We start from the raw sequence: 20,552 nt of genomic DNA, 5'->3' as shown, positions 1-20,552 counted from the left end.
GCTGCCCCGGCTCTCCAGGCTGCCCGGGCTCTCCGGGCTCTCCGGGCTGTCCGGGCTCTCCGGGCTCCACGGGGGGCGAGGGCTGCGCGTCCCGCTGGCCGGGCTCTGCGCGGTGCGCGGGCTCCCCGCCGTGGGAGGGGGCGGGTACGGGGGCCCCGCGCCGCGCCGGGCCCGCGGCAGGCTCCTGCTGCGGAGGGGGCGCGTGCTGTGCGGGCTCCACGTGCTCCCCGTGCTCCCCGCGCGGGGAGGGCTCCGGACGCACCGCGTCCGGGAGCGCGTCGTCCGCGGTGCCGGGGTGGCCGGTTCTGTTCGCCGCGCGGCCGTCCGGCGCCTGGCCGCCCCGTGCTCGCGCCGCTCCCGCAGCACGCTGCCTCGGCACCCGCGGCCCGCCGTCACGGCCCATAGCTCCCCCTGCCCGTACCGCTGCTATCGCCGCTGACAGTGTGCCTTGTCCTGGCGGACCCGTCAGTAGCGGGGCGACGCTCCGCACAGGCTCGTGACACGATCCGCCACACTCCACCCCGTCCCCGGCACGGGCGCTGCCGGGCCCGCGGAGCGCCCGGTGCCCCGGCCCCGGCATGCGGCCCCGCGGTCCCCGGCGTACCGTCGAAAGGCGCGCGCGACGCTCCGCACGACCGAACGCCCTGCCCGTCAGGACGACCGGAGGAGGTGCGCCATGGCCACCGCAGGCCGTACCACCGCTCCCGCGCACGACGACGTGCTCGATCCGCTCTTCCGGGCCGTGGACGCCCCGGCCTTCACCGACCGCCACCTGTCGCGGCTGGCGGCCGGGACGCTCGCCGCCGTCCGCGTCCCCCTGTTCCTGGACGCCCCGACGTGCCGTGCCGTGACCGAGGCGCTGACCCGCCTCCCCACCGCCCCGTACGACCCGGCCCGCGTGCCGACGCCCGTCCTCCGCTTCGGCCCGGCGCTCAACGACTACCGCCTCCCCGGCGGCCGGCTCGACGCGGACCGGTACTGGCCCGACGCCGAGTCCGCCCGCAAGGAGTGGCGCCAGTGGAACCGCACCGCCGACCTGGGCGTCGACCCCGTGGCGTACTGCCTCGACCGCCTCGGCGCGGCCTGGGGCACGGCCGCGGCCCCCGCCACGGTGGACGGCCGCCCCGTCTTCGGCGGCACCCTGCGGGAGATCAACGCGGGGCTGCTCATGCACTACGACGACATCAACCGCGAGTTCTCCGACGGCCTCTTCGACCAGGACGTCCTGGCCCAGCTCGCCTTCAACCTGTACGTGAGCGTCGCGGAGGCCGGCGGTGGCGCCACCACGGTGTGGCGCCACCGCTGGGAGCCGTCCGACGAGCACCACCGGGAGGCGTACGGCTACGCCCCCGCCGCCGTGGCGGACCGCCAGCGCGTCGACCTGCCGCCGCATCTCGGCGACGCCCTCCTCTTCAACCCCGCCAACTTCCACGCTGTGGAGCCCAACGCCCCGGGCCTGGGCCGCCGCATCGCCTTCGCGTTCTTCCTGGGCCTCACGTCGACGGGCCGACCGGTGGTGTGGTCGTGAGGGGCGGGGCCGAGGCGGGATGAGCGCCCGGTGCCGTCGGCGTATCGTCGAAGCATGATCCACCTCACGTACGAGGACGTCACCGCCGCCGCGCGGCGCGTGTCCGGGCAGGTGCGTCCGCTGGTCGTGGCGCCCGCGGACGGCGACACCTGGCTGGCGCTGGAGATGCTCCAGCACACGGGCACGTTCAAGGCCCGCGGCGCCGCCAACTTCGTCCGGGCCCACCAGGAGGCCGGGACCCTGCCCGACGCCGGGGTCACCATCGCCTCCGGCGGCAACGCCGGGCTCGCCTGCGCCTGGGCCGCCCGGGAGCAGGGGGTGCGCGCCACCGTGTTCCTGCCCGCGAACGCCCCCGCCGTCAAGGTGGGCCGGCTCCGGGCGTACGACGCGGACGTCCGGCTCGTGGGCAGCGAGTACGCCGAGGCGGCGGAGGCGTGCCGGGCCTTCGCCGAGCAGTCGGGGGCGCTGGCCTCGCACGCGTACGACCACCCGCTCATCGCGGCCGGCGCGGGCACCCTCATGGAGGAGCTGCACCAGCGGCTGCCCGGGCTGGACACGGTCGTGGTGGCCGTCGGGGGCGGCGGCCTCTTCGCCGGGGTCGCCACGGCCGCGCACGAGCACGGTGTGCGGGTCGTCGCCGTGGAACCGGCGGACTGCCGCGCCCTGAACGCGGCCCTCGCGGCCGGGGAGGTCGTGGACGTGCCGGTGGCGTCCGTCGCCGCCGACTCGCTCGGCGCCCGGCGCGTCACCCCCATGGCGCTGTACGCCGCCCAGGAGTACGACGTGGCCTCGGTCCTCGTACCGGACGCCGACATCGTGCGGGCCCGGCAGGAACTGTGGGACGAGCACCGGCTCGCCGTCGAGCACGCCGCCGGCACCGCGCTGGCAGGACTGCGCGCGTACGGGCCCGCCGAGGGCGAGCGGGTCGCGGTCGTGGTCTGCGGGGCCAACACCGACCCGGCCGACCTGGTGCCCCGCGACTGACGCCGGCGCGCCGGACAGCCCGGAGGCCCGGGCGCCCCGCGGGGGCGGGGCTCCATGCGGGGGCGGGGCGTCACACGGGGGTGGCCCTTTCGCGGGGGTGGGCCCTCTCGCGGGGATGGGGCCCTCTCCCGGGGTGGGCCTTCCCGCCGGGGCGGTCACCTTTGCGGGCGGGCCTTCCCCCAGGGTGGGGGCTTGCCGCGCCGGTGGGCCTTCCGCGAGGGCGCGGGCTTCTGGTGGGGCGGGCCGGGGCACGGCACCATCGGTCCATGACGCCCACGCCTTCGTACACGCCCGCCGAAGCCGACAAGATCCTCGCCGACAACTTCGCCCCCTGGGTGCTCGCACTCGGCCTGTCCGTGGAAGAGACGGGCGAGCGCCACGCCGTGCTGCGGTTGCCCTGGTCGACCGCGCTCGCCCGGGAGGGCGGCGCGCTGTCGGGCCAGGCGCTGATGGCCGCCGCCGACACGGCGACCGTCGTCGCGGTGTCCTGCGCCCGGGGGGCGTACGTCCCGATGACGACGGTCCAGCAGTCCACGTCCTTCCAGCGTCCGGTCGTCGGGGCGGACGTGCTGGTGGAGGTGCGGATCACCAAGCTCGGTAAGCGGCTGGCCTTCGCGGACGTCGTCATGACCGCGGAGGGAGAGGCGGAGGCAGCGGCCCGCGCGTCCACGGTGTACGCCCTGCTGGGATAGGCGCGGGGAGGCAGACGCTCCGGGGCGGGGCCGACCCGGGCCAGGGGGCCGGGGAGCGGCCCCGTGAACGGAGGGCGGCCCCCGGGAAGCGGGCGGGCAAAACAAGCACGGGAAATTTTTAAAGCCGACAAATCGGTCACACCTTCGGTTCCCGTATATCGAACACCCTTGGTCGGGTTCCCTGTTTGCTTGATTGAAGAGAAAACCGATCTTTCATTCCATGCCCAGCGACCGTTTCGTCCCGCAGGAACGAAGGGGTGGGGTCCGGAGCCTTGTCCTCCGGATGTGGAAACCGCAGCGCCTACCTTCCTCTTCATGACTCAGGTGGAAGCCCGGCCCCCGGCCGGAGACACGGTAAGGAACGCCCCCGCGGCGGGCGGATCCGGCGGCGGCGTCCGCGCGAAGGGCCTCGGCGGGAACTCCGTCGGGCTGATGGGCGGTGCCGTCATCGGCGTCTCGACCGTCGCCCCCGTCTACTGTCTGACCTCGACCCTCGGCCCGACGGTCGGCGAGGTCGGCCTGCAGATGCCCGCCATCTTCCTGGCCGGGTTCCTCCCCATGCTGCTCGTGGCGTTCGCGTACCGCGAGCTCAACAGGTCCGTCCCGGACTGCGGCACGTCCTTCACGTGGTCCGTCAAGGCGTTCGGGCCGAAGGTCGGCTGGATGTGCGGCTGGGGCCTGCTCGTGGCCACGGTGGTGGTCCTGTCGAACCTCGCCGGTGTCGCCACGTCCTTCTTCTGGCTCACGATGGGCGAGATCACCGGCAATCCGGACATCGCGGCCCTCGACGGGAACAAGGCCGTCCACATCGCCACCACCCTGGCGTTCGTGGCCGCCGCCACCGTCGTCAGCTACCGCGGCATCACCGCCACCAAGTGGCTGCAGTACGCCCTCGTGGGCCTCCAGCTCGCCGTGATCGTGCTGTTCGCCGCCATGGCCGTGGCGAACGCCGGGGAGGTCGCCGGGTCGCTCTCCTTCTCCTGGTCCTGGATGAACCCCTTCGAGGTCGAGTCCTTCGCCGCCTTCACCGCAGGCCTCTCCCTCTCGATCTTCATCTACTGGGGCTGGGACACCTGCCTGTCCGTGAACGAGGAGACCACCGGCAGCGCCCGCACCCCCGGCCGCGCCGCCCTGCTCGCGATCGTCGTCATCGTGTCCTCGTACCTGATGGTCGCCATCGCCGTGCAGATGTACGCCGGTATCGGCGAGGAGGGCCTCGGCCTCGGCAACCCGGACACCTCCGACAACGTCTTCGCCGCGCTCGCCGCGCCGATCATGGGTTCCGGCCTCGGCATCCTGCTCTTCACGGCCGTCCTGGCCTCCGCTGCCGCCAGCCTCCAGACCACCTTCATCCCGGTCGCCCGCACCGCGCTCGCGATGTCGACGTACGAGGCGTTCCCGCCGGCCTTCGCGAAGGTCCACCCCGTCCACAAGACGCCCGGCCGCGCCACGGTCGTCGCGGGTGTCGCCACCGGCGTCTTCTACTCGGTCATGTCCCTGGTCAGCGAGAACGTCCTGGTCGACACCATCTACGCCCTCGGCCTGATGATCTGCTTCTACTACGCGATCACCGCCTTCGCCTGCGTCTGGTACTTCCGCGGCGACCTGCGCCGCTCCACCCGCGACCTGTTCGTCAAGGGGATCCTGCCGGGCCTCGGCGGCCTGATGCTGACGGCCGTCTTCCTGCAGACCCTGAAGGACATGTGGGACCCGGCGTACGGCAGCGGCTCGGCGGTCTTCGGTGTCGGCTCCGTCTTCGTGATCGGTGTGGGGCTGCTCCTGCTGGGCGCGGTGCTCATGTTCTGGATGCAGCGCCGCAGCCCCGCGTTCTTCCGGGGCGAGGTGCTGACGAAGGAGACGCCGGCGCTCGTCGTCCAGGACTGAGCCGGGCCCCTCTTCCCTCCCCCTTCCACCGAGTCCTTCTTCCACCGGGTCGCCGGCACGGCCGTGCGGCCGGGGCACCAGCCCCGACCGCACGGCCGTCCGCATGTGCGGGCGGGTGCGGGCGGGTGCGGGCGGCCGCGGCGGACACCCGGCCGGAGTGGCGTACGGGGCGCGGGCCGACATGCGCTCCCGCTGCCGCCGGTGCAGGCTGGGGCCTATGTACGACCTCTACGCCATCGCCGAGGAACATCTGGTCGCCGCACACCGCAGTGAGCACGGCCGCAGCGCCAACCTGCTGCTGAGGCAGCAGCCGCTGCGCCAGACGGTCATCGCGCTCACCGCGGGAACCAAGCTCGACGAGCACAACGCGCCACCGGCCGCGTCGCTCCAGGTGCTGCGCGGGGTCCTGAAGCTGCGGACCGCGACGGAGGAGATCGAGCTGACCAACGGCGACCTCTACCTGGTGCCGCAGGAGCGGCACAGCCTCGTGGCGGTCACGGACGTGGCGTTCCTGCTGACGGCGGTCAACGACTGAGCCGCCCGGCGAGCGGCGGCCCCGCGTCAGGCGGGGGCGGGGGAGCGACTGTGAAGTAGAGAACTTTTCTAGAAAAGAACTCCAATCCAATGGCCCGGATGCGCCACACTCGGGCCCATGACAGGTCACGCCCCGGAACCCGAACCGCTCGAATACCTGGAACGCTTCCTGCACGAAGCCTTCACCGAGGCATGTGCGGCCCTGCGCGAGCGGGGCGGGGTGCCCGAGACGATCCGGGCCTACCGCCCTCCCCGCACCGAGATGGTCGGCTCCGTCACCGCCGACGCGCTGCAGAACGGTTTCCACGGCTCGCCGCAGTCGACCCGGCTCCTGCTGGAGGCGATGGAGGCCGAGTGCGCCGTCCACACCCTCGAAGCGGTGCGGACCGGCGGGCAGCGGCTGGTGGTCGCGGTCGCCGTGTGGCCGCGCCGGAACCTGTCTGCCCTGCGGATCGCCGCCCTGCGGGCCGACGGCACGCTGGAGCAACTCGACACGGAGGGCCTGAGCCCGGAGGCCGCCGGCCTGGACACCGCCTGGCTGCGGGCCTGCCTGCCCGGCGGCGCCCGCCCGGGCGGCGCGGCGGGACGGGCGCCGGGCGGGGATCGGACGGCGGGGCGGGGACCCCCGCCACGACTGCGGGCGAGGCCCGGATGCCACGCGGGGGAGGACTCGTCATCGGGCTGGGCGTACTGGCCGCGTTCGGCGGCGCGATCTTCCTGCTGGTCGGACTGATCGGCCTGGCGACCCGGGGCGGCGAGCCGAAGTGCGGCAGCACCACCATGACGCCGGGCTCGCTGTGCCGCTCCCTCAACTCGGGCGAGGACACGACGTACGAGGAGATGAAGACCCGCGAGCAGGAGGCCCCCGTCCGCCAGAGCCTCATCGGCGGCGCGATGGTGGTCGGCGGCGTCGGCGCGATCAAGCTCTGGGACGCCCGGGCGAAGCGATACGAGGCGGAGACCGGCGGGAGCCGTTGAGGCCCACGGCCGTCAAGGGCCACCGCCGTTGAGGCCCGAGGGCGGGGCGTCGCCCCGGGCGTCACTCGGCTGGTGGCGCCTGCCGGCCCCCTTGGGGAACCTCGTGGGCCATCCAGTAGCCGAGGTGCCCGCCCACGAACGACTGGAGGTATGACCGCGGGGGTTCCCCGGCCCCGTGCCCTTCCCGTGGTCGCGGTGCTGGGGGCGACGCCCCCGCTGTCCGCGCGGACCTCCGCCACCGCCACCACCGGACCCGACTCACTTCGCCGCACCCCGTGCGATCACCGCGGCCAGCGCGTGTGCCACGGGCGCGGCGCAGACGCCGAGCTCGACGAGCCCGTACCCGGGGTCGTCCGCCCGCCCCGTGACGCGGACGTCCAGCGCGGGCAGTTGGATGCCCGCCTGCCGCAGCGCGCTCGCGAGCGCGTCCCGCGCGTCCATGACTTCCCTGAACTTCGCGTACATGGGCCTACTCCGTTCCGCCATGTGAGTGTGACGCACATCACTATGGCTACGCTGGGTGTGCTTGTCGTGACGAGCATGCCCTTGGATTGCGGGAGGAGTTGGTGTGGCGGGGACGCCCTTCAACGCCGTACGCGAGTGCTTCCACACGTTCCACAAAGGGGGCTGCATGGAGCCGAACCACGGGGTCACCGGCCGAAGCCAGGAGCCGCGCATCCGGTTCGCCGAGGAGCTGAGGTCGCTGCGGGACCAGCGCGGGGACAGCCTGCGCGACCTGGGCAGGGCGCTCGGCTGGGACTGGTCGCTGTTCGGGAAGATGGAGAAGGGCGCCACGCTCGGCAGTGAGGACGTCGTCAAGGCACTGGACCAGTACTACGGCACGTCCGGGGTGCTGCTGACACTCTGGGACCTGGCCGTCGCGGACACACCGCAGTTCAAGGCGCGGTACCGCCGCTACATGAAGCTGGAGGCTCAGGCGACGAGCATTCAGCAGTATTCGCCCTGCGTGGTGCCGGGCTTGCTTCAGACGAGAGAGTACGCCCGCGGGGTGCTCAAGCTGGGCGGGTTGGAACCGGGCAGAAGACTTGAGCAGCAGGTGGAAGCCCGTCTTGGCCGCCACAAGCAGCTGACCCGTGACGAAGCACCGCAGTTCCGCGCCATTCTTGACGAGTCGGTACTTCGCCGCGGGCTGACGGACCTGGCGGCGTGGCATGAGCAGTTGGCACACCTTGTCGAGGTGGCCACGTGGTGGAACGTCAGGATGCAAGTCATTCCGCTTGCGGCCGGGCTGCACGAGATGCTCACCACCGACGCTACGTTTCTACGCCTGCCGGATGGCATGGCGGTCGCCTGGGTGGAGACTGGACGCAGCGGGGAACTGGTCGAGGACGCAGAAAGGGTCGGCCAACTGCTGCAAAGTTACGATCGGCTTCGCGACCGTGCCCTCTCCCCGCATGAGTCGGTGGAGTTCGTACAGCGAGTCCTGGAGGAAACCCTATGTCCGCCGCCCGTGTCATAGCCCTGAGCGCCGCGACGTGGCGCAAGTCCAGCTACAGCAACCAGGACGGGGGCAACTGCGTCGAGGTCGCCGACAGCGTTCCCGGCGCCGTCCCCGTCCGTGACAGCAAGGACCCCGCCCGTACGCCCCTGTCGTTCACGCCCCACGTGTGGCAGCAGTTCGTCACCGGCGTTCGCCAAGGCACGCTGACGGCATGACCGCCCCAGGTTGGCGCAAGTCGAGCTACAGCAACCAGGACGGGGGCGACTGCGTCGAGGTCGCCGACAGCGTCCCCGGCGCCGTCCCCGTCCGTGACAGCAAGGCCCCCGACCTTGCCCCGCTGTCCTTCACGTCCCGGGCGTGGGCCTCGTTCGTCGCGGCCGTCCGCAGTGACGACCTCGCCGTCTGACGGCGCCCGCGAGTTCGTGCTCGCGGGCGGCGCGCATCCGGCCGACGCCGCGGTCGTCCACCGGCAGGCCCTGCACGTGCTGCGGCCCTCCATTCGATCGGCGCGAGGGCTGGAAGAGCGGGCGGCTGGTCTTCAGCGCGGGTGACACGGGCACGTCCCTGTGGTTCACCGCCACCAGGCAGCAGGAGCAGGCGCTGCGGGCACGGCTGCGAGGGCGGGGCGTCCTGGACGGCGCACTGGTGGTGCATACGCCCCGCCCTCGGGCCCGGTGGCCGCTGACCGCGGTGTTCGGGGCCGCGCGCAGCCGGGTGCAGGCGGCTACTCGTGGACGGTGAGGTCGCCGTGGGCACGGAGCTGCTCGGCCGGGTCGCCCGACCGGCCGCGGAGCGCGGAGTCCAGGAACGCGGTGGTGGCCTCCGCGGTGACCCGCAGCCCCTCCGTGCGGCCCACCGTGCCCAGCAGCGAGGGCAGGGGCGGGAAGTAGAGCGCGGCGTCGGTGAAGGAGAGGTGCCCGGTGTCGGGGATGCTCAAGCGGTAGGACGTGGCGGAGCCCGCGGTGAGCACGTCGTCGAGGTCGGAGACGAAGTCGGCGTTCTCCCTCACGGAGACCGGGCTGGTGATCGCGAGAGCGGGCTGGGGGAACGGGCGCACGCCCGCGTCCCGCAGACCCCCGTCGATGTTGATCACCGCGCGGAACCGCGTGTCCTGAGCAGCCGCCAGGGCGGCCGCACCGCCGCGTGAGTGCCCGACCGCCGCAGCCCGACGCGTGTCCAGGAACCCCGCCGCCGGCCCGGTGACCTCGCCCCGGTCGAGCCGCTCCAACTGGCTGAGGACGAAGCGGATGTCGGCCGCGCGCACGTCGACGTTGGCTTTCACGGCACGTCGATCCTTCTCCGGGTCGCCGGTGACGGCGTCCTGGTTGCGGCTGCGGACCGGCTTGCCGCCAGTGGAGGTGAGCGCCGAGTCGTACGGGTGGTCCAGCGTCGCCACGACGTAGCCGCGACTGGCCCATTCCTGCGCCAGGACGATGTTCGACGTGCGTACGCCGCTCAGCCCCGGGGAGAACACGATGACCGGGAACTTCCCGGAGTCCTCCACCACCGGGGCGTCGAAGACGGCGGCGGTGCGGGCGCTCGTCACGTCGGACGCCAGGAAGCGGGGTATCCCGAACGAGTCGGCCAGCGCGTTCTGCACGTCGCGTGCCTCCTGCGCGGTGCGGGCGCCTTGGAACGACCGCGCGGCCTTCGCCTGACCCGCCTGTGCGGGGTACCACAGCTGCACCGGGACGGTGCGGCGGTCGCCGGGGTCGGCGGTGAAGGGCTCCGGGCGCTCGGGATCGGTCCACTCCAGCACGGTGGTGCCGACCGCGTACGGCCCGGAGGGCGCGGGGAACACCGGGGTCGGCAGCGCCCAGGCCGCCAGCGGGCCGACGGAGATCAGCGCGAGCATCGCGGCCGTGCCCGGCAGCGCCAGCCACCACCTCACCCGCCGGGGACGCTGCCCGGCGCGCTGCCGCAGCACCGGCACCACGGCGAAGGGGAGCGCGATCGCGGTGCCCGCGAGGACCGGCACCAGCTGCCAACGCAGCCCGGACACGACGAGTATCGCCGTCACCACGACGGCCACCGCCGCCGCGGCGAGTGCCACGGGGCGCCGGACGCCGGCCGGGAACCAGCGGACCAGGGCCAGAACGGCCGTGCTGAGCACGGCCAGGATCTCCCAGGGGGACATGCGGACTCCAGTGATCGTCGCCAACACGTCCCATCCTTCGCGGGGTTCCGCGCCGCGGCGTCAGCCCTCAGGCTCTGCTTCCGTGCGACCTGGGAGGTACGTCACCTGTCGGCCCACCACCTCAGGTAGCACGGCCCGGATCCGCGCCCGGACGCGGTGCCGCACAGCGCTGTGCGGGCGGCCGACGTGGGGGTCGGGGCGCGCCGGCTTCCGGCGCCCCGCAGCCGCGACCGTGCGGCCCGTGGCGGCCGGGTGGCGCCGGGGTGCCCGCCGAGCGGCCCCCCGTACCGTTCGGCGGGCTGCTCGCCCCGCGTGAGGGCTACGCCTGCGGGGCCAGCTCCGCCATCGCGCCCCAGCCGTCCGCCTCCGGGATGTCCACGTTGATGATCTCCGGGGTCTCCGCGATCGCGGGGGCCATGGCGTCCAGTCCCGCCCTGAAGTGGGGCGCCGCGACGTGCGCCGCACCGGCGTCGGCGTCGGCGAAGGCTTCCAGCAGGACGAAGCGGTCCGGGTTCTCCACGTCGCGGGACCAGTCGAAGAAGAGGTTGCCCGGCTCCGCGCGCGTGGCGCGGGTGAAGTCGTCGACCAGGGTCAGCCACTGGTCGCGGTACTCGGGGCGGACGGTGAACCTGACAGCGATGAAAATCATGGGCCCCAGGGTGGGAGGGCGCGCCCCGTCCCGCAAGGCGACGTGCCTAGCGTTCCGGCAGTGTCGGAAAACCGGCCGCCGCCGCCCGCAGCGCGTCGCGCAGCGCACTGCGCCGGTGCGCGAGGTCGGCGGTCGGGAAGGAGACCGACAGCGCGTGCAGCGCCGTGCCGTCGGCCGGGCCCGGCAGCCGCACCGCCAGGCACGTGTACGCGGGGTCCGCCTCGCCCACCGACAGGGCGAGGCCGCCGTCGGCCCGTATCCGGCACATCTCCGCCTCGAAGCGGTCGGCGGACGTGATCGTCCGGGGCGTGAAGCGCGCCATGCCGTGATCGGTGAGGTAGCGGCGGCGGGCCGCCCGGCCGAGGCCGGACAGCAGGACCTTGCCGTGGGCGGTCGCGTGGGCGCGGGGGTCGGGGCCGGGGGTGAAGGGGTGGGCGGTGTCCGTGACCGGCGCGGTCGAGTCCACGACGGTGATGTGGCCGTCCCGGTACGCCGTGAAGTACGCCTCCGCGCCGCAGGCCCGGCGCAGTCGGGCCAGCGCTTCCGCGACGCCCGGGGCGCAGCCCACGTGGCGCTGCAGGGAGCGGTGCAGGGCCGCGGCCCGCGGACCGGGTGCGTACCCGCCGCCGGGCGACCGCACGACGTGGCCGCGTGCCGTGAGCGGGCCGAGCAGGTGGTAGACGGTGGACAGCGAGCAGCCCAGCCGCCGGGCCAGGGCCCTCGCCGCCACCGGCCCGTCGGCGTCGGCGACCGCGTCGAGGATCTCCAGGGCGCGGTCCACCGACTGCGGGCCGGAGCCGGTGCCGGTGCCGGTGCCGCCGGGGACGTGGGCGGGCCCGGGGGCGGGGGTGCGGGGCTCGGGGGGCATGGCTGGGGGTCCTTCCGACGTGGCCCTGCGAGCGTAGGCCAGAGCGCGGCTGCGGTGGCCGATTCACTCGAACGAGTGTTGGGATGCGGAAATCCTCGGCGAACGTCGCACGTTGTCCGGTCAGGAAGGCGCCGGAGCCGGGCGGGGAGGGTCCCGGCGGAGACGAGCCGGGCAGGGATGGTCCCGGCAGTGAGGAACCGGGCCGAGCCGGGCAGTGATGAGCCGGAGCGCAGGCAGCCGGAAGCAGAGGGCCGGAAGCAGAGGGCTGGGCAGCGGAGAGTCGGGCAGCAGAGGGTCGGGCAGCAGAGGGTCGGGCAGCAGAGGGTCGGGCAGCGGGGACGCCGCCGGGCCGCGACAGCGGGAGGGGACACATGCGTATCGCCACCACCATCTTCCTCACGGACGAGACCATCAGCCCCGTCCGGCTCGCCCGCGAGCTGGAGGAGCGCGGGTTCGCCGGACTGTACGTGCCGGAGCACACGCACATTCCCGTGGACAGGACCAGCGACTATCCGGCAGGCGGTGAGCTGCCGAGGGAGTACGGGCGCACCCTCGACCCGTTCGTGGCGCTGGCGCAGGCCGCCGCCGTCACCGAGCGGCTCGCGCTGGGCACCGGCATCACCCTGGTCGCGCAGCACGACCCGATCGACCTGGCCAAGCAGGTCGCCACGCTCGACCACCTGTCCGGCGGCCGGTTCACGCTCGGCGTCGGCTTCGGCTGGAACAGGGAGGAGGCCGCCGACCACGGCGTGGAGTGGCGGACCCGCCGGGCCCGCGTCCGCGACCACCTGGCCCTCATGCGCGCCCTGTGGGCCGAAGAACCGCAGGCGTACGAAGGCGAGTTCGCGTCCGTGGCCGCGTCCCTCGCCCATCCCAAGCCCGTCCGGGGCGGAGCGCCGCGCATCCTCGTCGGCGGTTCCGCCGGGCCGCGGCTCTTCGCGGACATCGCCGCCTACGCGGACGGCTGGCTGCCCATCGGCGGCAGCGGACTGGCCGACAGCATCCCGCAGCTGAGCGAGGCTTGGGAGCGGGCCGGGCGGCACCCCAAGGACCTCCGGGTCGTGCCGTACGCCGTGCGCCCCACCCCCGGGAAGCTCGCGCACTACGCGGAGCTGGGCGTGGACGAGGTCGTCGTGCAGCTCCCGCCCGCGGGCGAGGCGGAGGTCCTGGGGGTGCTGGATGAGTACGGCCAGTACCTCTGACCCCGGGGGAGCGCCCCCGGCCCGCTCGTATGCTCGGGGCGTGACCTCCACAGGACCCCAGGACCGGCCCACCGAGAACGCGCTGCGCCGCGCCCTGAGACGCGCCCGGGACGGTGTCGCGCTCGACGTCTCCGAGGCCGCCGTGCTGCTCCAGGCGCGCGGCGCCCACCTGGACGCGCTGGCCGCGTCGGCCGCGCGGATCCGGGACGCGGGGCTCGCGGCGGCCGGGCGCCCCGGGGTCATCACCTACTCGAAGAGCGTCTTCGTGCCGCTCACCCGGCTGTGCCGGGACCGGTGCCACTACTGCACCTTCGCGACGGTCCCCGGCCGGCTGCGGCGCGACGGGCACGGGATGTTCATGTCGCCGGACGAGGTGCTGGACATCGCACGCAAGGGCGCCGCGCTGGGCTGCAAGGAAGCGCTGATCACGCTCGGGGACAAGCCGGAGGACCGGTGGCCCGAGGCGCGGGAGTGGCTGGACGCGCACGGCTACGACGACACCCTCGCCTACGTGCGGGCGATCTCCATCCGCATCCTGGAGGAGACCGGGCTGCTGCCCCACCTCAACCCCGGGGTCATGTCGTGGACGGACTTCCAGCGGCTGAAGCCCGTCGCACCCTCCATGGGCATGATGCTGGAGACCACGGCGGAACGGCTGTGGAGCGAGCCCGGGCAGCCCCACCACGGCTCGCCCGACAAGGAACCCGCCGTGCGGCTGCGGGTGCTGGAGGACGCGGGCCGCACGTCGGTGCCGTTCACCAGCGGGCTGCTCATCGGCATCGGCGAGACGTACGAGGAGCGCGCCGAGTCGCTGTTCGCGCTGCGCCGCGTCTCCCGCGCCTACCACGGCATCCAGGAGCTCATCATCCAGAACTTCCGCGCCAAGCCGGACACGGCGATGCGCGGGATGCCGGACGCCGAGCTGGACGAGCTCGTCGCCACCGTGGCCGTGGCGCGGCACATCCTGGGGCCGTCCGCCTGCCTCCAGGCCCCGCCGAACCTCGTGGACGGCGAGTACGGGCGGCTGATCGGCGCGGGCGTCGATGACTGGGGCGGGGTGTCCCCGCTCACCATCGACCACGTCAACCCGGAGCGGCCCTGGCCGCAGATCGAGCGCCTCGCCGAGCAGTCGGCGGCGGCCGGCTTCACACTGCGGGAACGGCTCTGCGTGTACCCCGAGTTCGTGCGGCGCGGAGAACCGTGGCTGGACCCGCGGCTGCGCCCGCACGTGGCCGCGCTCGCCGACCCCGGGACGGGGCTCGCACGGGAGGACGCCGTGCCGAGGGGGCTGCCATGGCAGGAGCCGGACGAGGCGTTCCCCGCCCCCGGCGGCCGCACCGACCTGCACCGCACCATCGACACCGAGGGGCGCACGACCGACCGGCGCGACGACTTCGACTCCGTGTACGGGGACTGGGACGCCCTGCGCGAAGCCGCCGAAGCCGCCGCGGGCACCCCGGCCGATCACGCCGCGGGCACTCCGGCAGGCGCCCCCGCGGGCGATCCCGCGGGAGGTCCCGCGGTCGGTCCTCCGGGTCCGCGAAACGCCACCGGTCCGGGCTCCGCACCGGAGCGGATCGACACCGACGTGCGGGCCGCGCTCGCCGTCGCCGCCGACGATCCCGAGAAGCTCACCGACGCCCAGGCGCTCGCCCTCCTGCACGCCGACGGCCCGGCCCTCGACGCCCTGTGCGGCGTCGCCGACGCCGTACGGAAGGCGGCCGTCGGCGACGACGTCACCTACATCGTCACGCGCAACATCAACTTCACCAACGTCTGCTACACCGGCTGCCGTTTCTGCGCCTTCGCCCAGCGCAGGACCGACGCCGACGCCTACACCCTGTCCGTGGAGCAGGTCGCGGACCGCGCCGCGCAGGCGTGGGAGGTCGGCGCGGTGGAGGTGTGCATGCAGGGCGGCATCCACCCGGACCTGCCCGGCACCGCGTACGCCGACATCGTGCGGGCGGTGAAGCAGCGCGTGCCGGGCATCCACGTGCACGCCTTCTCGCCCATGGAGATCGTCAACGGCGCCGCGCGCACCGGCCTCCCGGTGCGGGACTGGCTGTGCGCCGCCAAGGAAGCGGGGCTCGACTCCATCCCCGGCACGGCGGCGGAGATCCTCGACGACGAGGTGCGGTGGATCCTCACCAAGGGCAAGCTGCCCGCCGCCACCTGGATCGACGTGGTGAAGACGGCACACGGACTCGGCATACGGTCGTCGTCGACGATGATGTACGGCCACGTCGACCAGCCCCGGCACTGGCTGGGCCACCTGCGCACGCTCACCCGCGTCCAGCAGGAGACGGGCGGGTTCACGGAGTTCGTGACGCTGCCGTTCGTGCACACCAACGCGCCCGTGTACCTCGCGGGCATCGCCCGGCCCGGCCCGACCGTGCGGGACAACCGCGCCGTGACGGCCATGGCGCGGCTCCTGCTCCACCCGCACATCAGGAACATCCAGACGAGCTGGGTGAAGCTGGGTGCCGACGGCGCCGCGGAGATGCTGCGCTCCGGCGCGAACGACCTGGGCGGCACGCTCATGGAGGAGACGATCTCGCGGATGGCCGGGTCGGGTTACGGCTCGTACAAGTCCGTCCGGGACCTCGTCGCGATAGCGGAGGCGGCGGGCCGGCCCGCCCGGCCCCGGACGACCCTCTACGGGGAGGTACCGGAAGAGCGCCGGGCCGCCGCCGCGGCCTCGGACGGGCACCTGCCCGCGCTGCTGCCCCTGGCGACCGACTGACACGCCGCCCGCGCGGCCGCGGCGTCAGGGTGCGGCGGGCAGCCGGGCGCAGATGCGGCAGGTGCGGGCGGAGCGGGCGGTGACGGCGTGGGCCGCGACGGCCAGGGCGCCGCCCCCGCGGCCGCTGCCCACTCGGTGGCCAGCACCGCCAGCACCGCGAGGCACACGGCGGCGACGGCCATGGCGACGCTCGCGGCGGTGCCCACCCAGGCCACCGCGAGCGGCAGCCGGTGCGGCGTCGGCAGCCGCCTGGCGAGCGGGCCGGTCGCGGCCAGGGTCCCCGCGGCGAGCAGCGCGGCGACGACGGCGACGGCCGCCAGATGGGCGGTCAGGAAGGGCACGGCCGCGTGGCCTGCGCCGTCCACGAGCCGTACGTGCAGCCAGCACACGGCGGCGAAGGGGACGGTGAGGGCGGCCGTGCGGGCGGTGCTGCGCGCCTGTGCGACGGTCAGCTCCCGCTGGAGGGCGGGCGCCAGTTCGGTGGGCGTGCCGAAGTCCCGCACGGCGGCCGCGGCGGCCTGCCCGGCCGTCAGGCCGGCCTCCTCGTAGGCGTCCGCGGTGTCCGCCAGGCCGGTGCGCACCTCGTCGACCATGTGGGCCTTGACCCGGGCGGGGCCGTGCAGGGCGCCGGACAGGTCGGCGGCGAACCGCTCGGTGTTCATGTCGCGAGGCCCGGCGACGCGGGCGCGTCCGGGTTCAGCACGGAGCCGATGGCGCGCGTGAACTCCTGCCAGGAGGAGCGCTCGTCGGCGAGGCTGCGGCGGCCCGCGTCCGTCAGCTCGTAGCTGCGGCGGCGCCGCTCGCCTGCGGAGGAGTCCCAGCTGCTGCGCAGCAGGCCGAGGCGCTCCAGGCGCTGGAGCGCCGGATAGATGGTGCCGGTGCGCAGTTCCAGCGCGCCTCCGCTGCGCCGCTGGACGGCGGCGATGATCGCGTAGCCGTGCAGCGGTCCGGGTTCGAGTACGGCCAGCAGGAGCCCGTCCAGGTGGCCGCGTACCGCGTCTGCCCTCATAGGTAGGCAGCCTACCTAATCAAGCGGTAGGCGTGCTATCTATTGGCAGCCAACATATCGTCGCGTGGGGGAGTCCTGCCGTGACCAAGTTCCTGCTGTCCGTCCACGTCCTCGCCGCCATCCTGGCGGTGGGCTCGGTCGCCGTGGCGGCCTCCCTGTTCCCGCGGTACGTGCGGGAGTCGGTGAAGGTCGCGGTGTTCCTGCACCGGGTGTGCCGGGGCTACGCCGTCGCCGGTGTCGTCGTCCCGGTCTTCGGCATCGCCACCGGCGCGCAGATGGGCGTCCTCACGGACGCCTGGCTCGTCGTGTCGATGGGGCTGACCGTCGTTGCCGCCGCCCTCCTCGGCCTCGTCGTCCTGCCGGCCCAGAGCCGCCTGCTGGCCCGGGCCGAGGGCGGCGAGCAGGACCTGCCCCGGCCGGCGACGGCCCGGCTGGCGATGGCCACGGGCGTCTTCAACCTGCTGTGGTCGGTCGTGGTGGTCCTGATGATCGTCCGGCCCGGCTCCACGACGGGGGCGTGAGCGCTGTGAGCCGTCCCGGCCCCGCGCCCCGTCCCGGCCCCGGGGCCCACCCCCGTCCCGGTCCCGCGCCCTATCCCGGCCCCGGGCCCCACCCCCATCCCTGCCCCCGTCCCCGCTCCCGGCCACTGCGCCTGGCCGCCGCCGTGGAGGCGGCCTCCCTGCTGGCGCTCCTCCTGAACCTGGCCACCGTGCACGCAGGGCCCGTCACCTCGCTCGGCGGCCCCGTGCACGGAGCGGCGTACCTCGCGGTGATCGCCCTGACCTTCGCCGCGGGGCCGCGGGCGACGCCCGCCGCCCGCTGGTGCTCGCTCGTCCCCGGGGCCGGCGGCCTCCTGGTGCTGCGACTGCTGCGCTGAACCCCCCGGTGCTGCGCTGAACCCCCCGTCGCAGGGGACCCGTTCGATTACAGTGCTGGCCGGAGCAGTGCTGGGCGGAGCTACCTCGTGGAGGGCCTGCGGTGAGTACCACGGCGGCAGCGGTCTGGGGCCGTGCCGAGCAGCAGGACTTCCGGTCCCGCGTACGGGGCTGCCTGCTCGGCACCGCGATCGGCGACGCCCTCGGCGCGGGCGTCGCGCACCTGCCCGTGGAGTCCATCCGTGCCGCTCACGGGGCCGACGGGCTCACCGACCTCGCACCCGCCTACGGGCGCCGGGGGGCCGTCACCTCCGCCACGCAGCTCGCCCTCTTCACCGTCGACGGGCTGATCCGCGCGCACGTGCGGCGCGACACGGGCACCTGGCACCCTCCCACCGACCTGCACCGCGCCTACCTGCGCTGGGCGGCCACCCAGCGGGACTGGGGCCCGGACGAGCGGCGCAAGGACAACGGATGGCTCGCCGCCCAGGAGTGGCTGTACTCCCGCCGCGGCCCCGACCGCGCCACGCTCACCGGGCTCGGCGACGACGTCCTCGGCACCCTCGACCGGCCGAAGAACCCCGCCGCGCGGGACGCCGGCGCCCTCGCCCGCTCCGCTCCCTTCGGCCTGCTCGTCGGCTGGGAGCCGCACCTGGTGTGCCAGTTGGCCGTGGAGTGCGCCGCTCAGACGCACGGCCACCCCGAGGCGTACCTCGCGGCAGGGGCGTACGCCGTCGTGGTGCACGGCGTCGCGCGCGGCCAGGACATCGCCGCGGCCGTCCGCGGCGCATCCGCCCAACTGGCGCCGCGGCCCGGCCACGAACCGGTCGCCGCGGCCATGGACCAGGCCCTCGCGGCCGTACGGCAGGGGGCGCCTTCGCCGGACCGGATCGCGTCCCTGGGCGACACGGACGGCGAGGCCGCCGTGGACGCACTGGCCATCGCGCTGTACTGCGCCCAGGTCGGCGAGGACGTACGGCACGGCCTGCGGCTGGCCGTGAACCACGACGGGCCCTCGCAGCTCACGGGCGCGCTGACCGGCGGGCTGCTGGGCGTCCTGCATGGCGAGACGGCGCTGCCGCCCGCCTGGCTCGCCGAACTGGAAGGACGGTCGACGGTCCTGGAAATGGCCGACGACTTCGCGATGGAGATGACGCAGGGCCCCGCGCTGCACGGCCCGACGGCCGCGTCACCGGGCTGGCTCGCGCGCTATCCGCGGTAGCGGGGCGGTACGACCGGTCCGGGCGGGAAGGGGGAGGCTGGACCGGTGGCGCCGCTCAGAGGCCACCCTGCCGGGTACTGACCGGTATGTCGACCAACTTCACAGAAAAGGCCGGAAAAGCAACGGCCAAGACACCGCCCGGCAGGCCCGGGGAAAAGGCCGAGCCCCCTCGGCCGGGACGGCGACCAGTCGAGAGGGCTCTACGGCGGTGCGCGGAGGAGCGGGGTGCTCAGAGGGACTCGGTGCCCACCTCGCGGACGAAGGCGTTCCACGCGTCCGCGACGAACGTGATCGAAGGGCCCGCCGGGACCTTGGAGTCGCGGACCGCGACGGAGGCGACGACAGGGGACTTGACCTCGACGCATGCGCCGTTGCCGCCGGAGTAGGAGGACTTGGTCCAGGTGTCGGTGGCGCCCTGAGTGATGGCCATGTGCTTTCGCTCCCGGTTCTGGCTGATTCTGGCTGGTAGGAGTCACGCCAACCCGGAGGCTGGCGTGATCGACGCTACTCGCCGACCTCCGCGTGCGGGACGGGCGTTCACTCGACCGGATGGCATATGCAGGCGCGGTCTTCCGCTGGGAGCCGGCAGCGGTGTACGGTGCCGGCTTTCTCGGCCACGGTTCGGTCGAATCCGGCAAACCGTGCATGCGGGGCCGCGGGATCCGCACCCCTCAGCGCGCCGCCTCGGCGTGCTCCTTGGCGACCTTGGCGAGGAACTGCCGGGTCTGCTCGACACCCAGGGCCTGCGCGCGCAGGTACTCGTACATAAGGCTGTAGCGCTGCACGTCGTTCGGCTTCTCCAGGTACAGGTCGCTGGTGACGCCCTCGATGTAGACGACCGACGAGTCGGTCGCGTCGGGGAACTCCAGGATCGCGTAGTGCCCGCTGATCCCCGGGTGCGCGCCCATCTCGAACGGCAGGACCTGTACGGTGACGTGCGGCAGGTGCGACTGCTCGATCAGCGACTCCAGCTGCTCCACCATCACCTGCGGCGTGCCGACGACCCGGCGCAGCGCGGACTCGTCGATCACAGCCCACAGCCGCAGCGGCTTGTCCGTGTCCTTGACGCGGTCCTGGCGCCGCGTGCGGACGTTGACCCGCTTCTCGATGTCGGCGGCCGGCGCCTCCGGCAGCGCCCCGGTGATCACCGCCTCCGCGTACGCCCGGGTCTGCAGCAGCCCCGGCACGATCTGCGGCTCGTACACGCGCAGCGACGCCGCATCCGTCTCCAGGCCGATGTAGACGCTGTACGGGATGTCCCCGAACGCGTGCCACCACCCCTGCTGGCGGGAGTCCTTGGCCATCTGCATCAGCGAGTCCACCATCCGGCGGTCCTCGACCTCGTACACCTCGCACAGGTCGCGGACGTCGCGCTGGCTGATGGAGCGGCGCCCGTTCTCCAACCGGCTGATCTTCGACTGGGAGACCAGGAGGCGCTCCGCGACCTCCTCCGCCGTCATGCCTTTCTGTTCTCGCAGTCGGCGGAGCTCCATGCCCAGTCTGCGCCGCCTGACGGTGGGGTTGACGTTCGACGCCACGGGAACTGCACCTCCGGCTGCCTGCTCTGTCGCGGGCGTTGCTCTGCGTATCTACCGCTCAGCAGACTGCCACCAAAGGCCGTGCCGCGCTGGAGAATTGCCACACGGGTGAGCGATCGCGAACGCGCGGAACGGCCTGGAAGACCGTCCCGCGCGCTCGTGCGGCTCCCGGACCGGGCCTGGTGGGGACGTCGGTACGGCGGGCGTGCGGTTGTGCGACGGGTGGGGCACCCGTGTCCTGCGGGAC

The 20,552-nt window shown here is 73.9% G+C and carries 23 protein-coding genes; 15 read left to right on the top strand and 8 right to left on the bottom strand.

Annotated elements, in window-relative coordinates; translation table 11 throughout:
- The first annotated feature begins 676 nt into the window (after positions 1-676).
- From L6E17_RS25380 to L6E17_RS25350, 7 genes are all read left to right on the top strand, one after another.
- Positions 677-1,528 (top strand): proline hydroxylase, encoded by an 852-nt coding sequence (locus L6E17_RS25380; RefSeq protein WP_236243029.1) that lies wholly within the window; start codon positions 677-679, stop codon positions 1,526-1,528.
- 54 nt (positions 1,529-1,582) lie between these two features.
- Positions 1,583-2,512 carry a serine/threonine dehydratase gene (locus L6E17_RS25375; protein WP_236243028.1) on the top strand — a complete coding sequence of 310 codons (930 nt, stop codon included), beginning with the start codon at positions 1,583-1,585 and terminating at the stop codon, positions 2,510-2,512.
- 266 nt (positions 2,513-2,778) lie between these two features.
- Positions 2,779-3,204, top strand: a complete 426-nt coding sequence (locus tag L6E17_RS25370) for a PaaI family thioesterase (RefSeq protein ID WP_236243027.1) — start codon at positions 2,779-2,781, stop codon at positions 3,202-3,204.
- Between the two features lie 315 nt (positions 3,205-3,519).
- Positions 3,520-5,088: an APC family permease gene (locus L6E17_RS25365; RefSeq protein ID WP_236243026.1), complete on the top strand. Its 1,569-nt coding sequence runs from the start codon at positions 3,520-3,522 to the stop codon at positions 5,086-5,088.
- A 217-nt stretch (positions 5,089-5,305) separates the two neighbouring features.
- The gene (locus L6E17_RS25360) at positions 5,306-5,623 is read left to right on the top strand and encodes a cupin (RefSeq protein WP_236243025.1); all 318 of its coding nucleotides are present in this window, start codon (positions 5,306-5,308) and stop codon (positions 5,621-5,623) included.
- A gap of 117 nt (positions 5,624-5,740) precedes the next feature.
- Positions 5,741-6,355: a hypothetical protein gene (locus L6E17_RS25355; protein WP_236243024.1), complete on the top strand. Its 615-nt coding sequence runs from the start codon at positions 5,741-5,743 to the stop codon at positions 6,353-6,355.
- Positions 6,274-6,600 (top strand): hypothetical protein, encoded by a 327-nt coding sequence (locus L6E17_RS25350; RefSeq protein WP_236243023.1) that lies wholly within the window; start codon positions 6,274-6,276, stop codon positions 6,598-6,600. Before L6E17_RS25355 ends, L6E17_RS25350 begins: the two co-directional genes overlap by 82 nt.
- 258 nt (positions 6,601-6,858) lie before the next feature.
- On the opposite strand, the gene L6E17_RS25345 is transcribed toward L6E17_RS25350, so the two are convergent.
- Positions 6,859-7,065, bottom strand: coding sequence for a hypothetical protein (locus tag L6E17_RS25345; protein WP_308315934.1), 207 nt, complete (start codon positions 7,063-7,065; stop codon positions 6,859-6,861).
- A gap of 166 nt (positions 7,066-7,231) precedes the next feature.
- Between L6E17_RS25345 and L6E17_RS25340 the strand changes: the two genes are divergently transcribed.
- Genes L6E17_RS25340 through L6E17_RS25330 form a run of 3 tightly spaced genes read left to right on the top strand, consistent with a single transcriptional unit; the run spans position 7,232 to position 8,468 of the window.
- Positions 7,232-8,080 (top strand): helix-turn-helix transcriptional regulator, encoded by an 849-nt coding sequence (locus L6E17_RS25340; RefSeq protein ID WP_236243021.1) that lies wholly within the window; start codon positions 7,232-7,234, stop codon positions 8,078-8,080.
- Complete coding sequence (locus L6E17_RS25335) at positions 8,059-8,277, top strand: DUF397 domain-containing protein (protein WP_236243020.1); 219 nt, start codon at positions 8,059-8,061, stop codon at positions 8,275-8,277. Before L6E17_RS25340 ends, L6E17_RS25335 begins: the two co-directional genes overlap by 22 nt.
- Positions 8,274-8,468, top strand: coding sequence for a DUF397 domain-containing protein (locus L6E17_RS25330; RefSeq protein WP_236243019.1), 195 nt, complete (start codon positions 8,274-8,276; stop codon positions 8,466-8,468). The genes L6E17_RS25335 and L6E17_RS25330 overlap by 4 nt, the downstream gene beginning before the upstream one ends.
- 318 nt (positions 8,469-8,786) lie before the next feature.
- Here L6E17_RS25330 and L6E17_RS25325 read toward each other — a convergent pair whose 3' ends face one another.
- From L6E17_RS25325 to L6E17_RS25315, 3 genes are all read right to left on the bottom strand, one after another.
- Positions 8,787-10,226: a hypothetical protein gene (locus L6E17_RS25325; protein ID WP_236243018.1), complete on the bottom strand. Its 1,440-nt coding sequence runs from the start codon at positions 10,224-10,226 to the stop codon at positions 8,787-8,789.
- Between the two features lie 292 nt (positions 10,227-10,518).
- A complete protein-coding gene (locus L6E17_RS25320) occupies positions 10,519-10,848 on the bottom strand; it encodes a putative quinol monooxygenase (protein ID WP_236243017.1) in 330 nt (109 codons plus the stop codon).
- Between the two features lie 46 nt (positions 10,849-10,894).
- The gene (locus tag L6E17_RS25315; RefSeq protein WP_236243016.1) at positions 10,895-11,716 is read right to left on the bottom strand and encodes an IclR family transcriptional regulator; all 822 of its coding nucleotides are present in this window, start codon (positions 11,714-11,716) and stop codon (positions 10,895-10,897) included.
- A 371-nt stretch (positions 11,717-12,087) separates the two neighbouring features.
- On the opposite strand from L6E17_RS25315, the gene L6E17_RS25310 reads away from it, so the two are divergent.
- Together L6E17_RS25310 and L6E17_RS25305 are read left to right on the top strand one after the other, a co-directional pair.
- The gene (locus L6E17_RS25310; RefSeq protein WP_236243015.1) at positions 12,088-12,918 is read left to right on the top strand and encodes an LLM class F420-dependent oxidoreductase; all 831 of its coding nucleotides are present in this window, start codon (positions 12,088-12,090) and stop codon (positions 12,916-12,918) included.
- Positions 12,896-15,661, top strand: a complete 2,766-nt coding sequence (locus L6E17_RS25305; protein ID WP_236243014.1) for a bifunctional FO biosynthesis protein CofGH — start codon at positions 12,896-12,898, stop codon at positions 15,659-15,661. The genes L6E17_RS25310 and L6E17_RS25305 overlap by 23 nt, the downstream gene beginning before the upstream one ends.
- Here the strand turns inward: L6E17_RS25305 and L6E17_RS25300 are convergent.
- Together L6E17_RS25300 and L6E17_RS25295 are read right to left on the bottom strand one after the other, a co-directional pair.
- Complete coding sequence (locus L6E17_RS25300; RefSeq protein WP_236243013.1) at positions 15,574-16,323, bottom strand: permease prefix domain 1-containing protein; 750 nt, start codon at positions 16,321-16,323, stop codon at positions 15,574-15,576. The genes L6E17_RS25305 and L6E17_RS25300 overlap by 88 nt on opposite strands.
- On the bottom strand, positions 16,320-16,670 hold the full coding sequence (locus L6E17_RS25295; protein ID WP_236243012.1) for a PadR family transcriptional regulator: 351 nt from the start codon (positions 16,668-16,670) through the stop codon (positions 16,320-16,322). The genes L6E17_RS25300 and L6E17_RS25295 overlap by 4 nt, the downstream gene beginning before the upstream one ends.
- An 80-nt stretch (positions 16,671-16,750) precedes the next feature.
- Between L6E17_RS25295 and L6E17_RS25290 the strand changes: the two genes are divergently transcribed.
- The 3 genes from L6E17_RS25290 to L6E17_RS25280 all read left to right on the top strand — a co-directional run bounded on the left by L6E17_RS25290 (position 16,751) and on the right by L6E17_RS25280 (position 18,767).
- A complete protein-coding gene (locus L6E17_RS25290; RefSeq protein ID WP_236243011.1) occupies positions 16,751-17,191 on the top strand; it encodes a DUF2269 family protein in 441 nt (146 codons plus the stop codon).
- Between the two features lie 143 nt (positions 17,192-17,334).
- Positions 17,335-17,547: a hypothetical protein gene (locus tag L6E17_RS25285; protein WP_308315933.1), complete on the top strand. Its 213-nt coding sequence runs from the start codon at positions 17,335-17,337 to the stop codon at positions 17,545-17,547.
- Between the two features lie 101 nt (positions 17,548-17,648).
- Positions 17,649-18,767: an ADP-ribosylglycohydrolase family protein gene (locus L6E17_RS25280; protein WP_236243010.1), complete on the top strand. Its 1,119-nt coding sequence runs from the start codon at positions 17,649-17,651 to the stop codon at positions 18,765-18,767.
- 229 nt (positions 18,768-18,996) lie between these two features.
- Here L6E17_RS25280 and L6E17_RS25275 read toward each other — a convergent pair whose 3' ends face one another.
- Positions 18,997-19,197 carry a DUF397 domain-containing protein gene (locus L6E17_RS25275; protein ID WP_236243009.1) on the bottom strand — a complete coding sequence of 67 codons (201 nt, stop codon included), beginning with the start codon at positions 19,195-19,197 and terminating at the stop codon, positions 18,997-18,999.
- Between the two features lie 241 nt (positions 19,198-19,438).
- Positions 19,439-20,305, bottom strand: coding sequence for a helix-turn-helix transcriptional regulator (locus tag L6E17_RS25270; protein WP_236243008.1), 867 nt, complete (start codon positions 20,303-20,305; stop codon positions 19,439-19,441).
- Positions 20,306-20,552: the final 247 nt, after the last annotated feature.

It is taken from the genome of Streptomyces sp. CC228A, from assembly GCF_021390935.1.
GTDB lineage: Bacteria > Actinomycetota > Actinomycetes > Streptomycetales > Streptomycetaceae > Streptomyces.
The sequence above is the reverse complement of the archived record's forward strand: the minus strand, read 5'-3'. Positions and strand labels throughout refer to the sequence as shown.

Coding starts and splice junctions, on each gene's coding strand:
- L6E17_RS25380 (WP_236243029.1), top strand. CDS start 677: ATGGCCACCGCAGGCCGTACCACCGCTCCCGCGCACGACGACGTGCTC.
- L6E17_RS25375 (WP_236243028.1), top strand. CDS start 1,583: ATGATCCACCTCACGTACGAGGACGTCACCGCCGCCGCGCGGCGCGTG.
- L6E17_RS25370 (WP_236243027.1), top strand. CDS start 2,779: ATGACGCCCACGCCTTCGTACACGCCCGCCGAAGCCGACAAGATCCTC.
- L6E17_RS25365 (WP_236243026.1), top strand. CDS start 3,520: ATGACTCAGGTGGAAGCCCGGCCCCCGGCCGGAGACACGGTAAGGAAC.
- L6E17_RS25360 (WP_236243025.1), top strand. CDS start 5,306: ATGTACGACCTCTACGCCATCGCCGAGGAACATCTGGTCGCCGCACAC.
- L6E17_RS25355 (WP_236243024.1), top strand. CDS start 5,741: ATGACAGGTCACGCCCCGGAACCCGAACCGCTCGAATACCTGGAACGC.
- L6E17_RS25350 (WP_236243023.1), top strand. CDS start 6,274: ATGCCACGCGGGGGAGGACTCGTCATCGGGCTGGGCGTACTGGCCGCG.
- L6E17_RS25345 (WP_308315934.1), bottom strand. CDS start 7,065: ATGTACGCGAAGTTCAGGGAAGTCATGGACGCGCGGGACGCGCTCGCG.
- L6E17_RS25340 (WP_236243021.1), top strand. CDS start 7,232: ATGGAGCCGAACCACGGGGTCACCGGCCGAAGCCAGGAGCCGCGCATC.
- L6E17_RS25335 (WP_236243020.1), top strand. CDS start 8,059: ATGTCCGCCGCCCGTGTCATAGCCCTGAGCGCCGCGACGTGGCGCAAG.
- L6E17_RS25330 (WP_236243019.1), top strand. CDS start 8,274: ATGACCGCCCCAGGTTGGCGCAAGTCGAGCTACAGCAACCAGGACGGG.
- L6E17_RS25320 (WP_236243017.1), bottom strand. CDS start 10,848: ATGATTTTCATCGCTGTCAGGTTCACCGTCCGCCCCGAGTACCGCGAC.
- L6E17_RS25315 (WP_236243016.1), bottom strand. CDS start 11,716: ATGCCCCCCGAGCCCCGCACCCCCGCCCCCGGGCCCGCCCACGTCCCC.
- L6E17_RS25310 (WP_236243015.1), top strand. CDS start 12,088: ATGCGTATCGCCACCACCATCTTCCTCACGGACGAGACCATCAGCCCC.
- L6E17_RS25305 (WP_236243014.1), top strand. CDS start 12,896: ATGAGTACGGCCAGTACCTCTGACCCCGGGGGAGCGCCCCCGGCCCGC.
- L6E17_RS25300 (WP_236243013.1), bottom strand. CDS start 16,323: ATGAACACCGAGCGGTTCGCCGCCGACCTGTCCGGCGCCCTGCACGGC.
- L6E17_RS25295 (WP_236243012.1), bottom strand. CDS start 16,670: ATGAGGGCAGACGCGGTACGCGGCCACCTGGACGGGCTCCTGCTGGCC.
- L6E17_RS25275 (WP_236243009.1), bottom strand. CDS start 19,197: ATGGCCATCACTCAGGGCGCCACCGACACCTGGACCAAGTCCTCCTAC.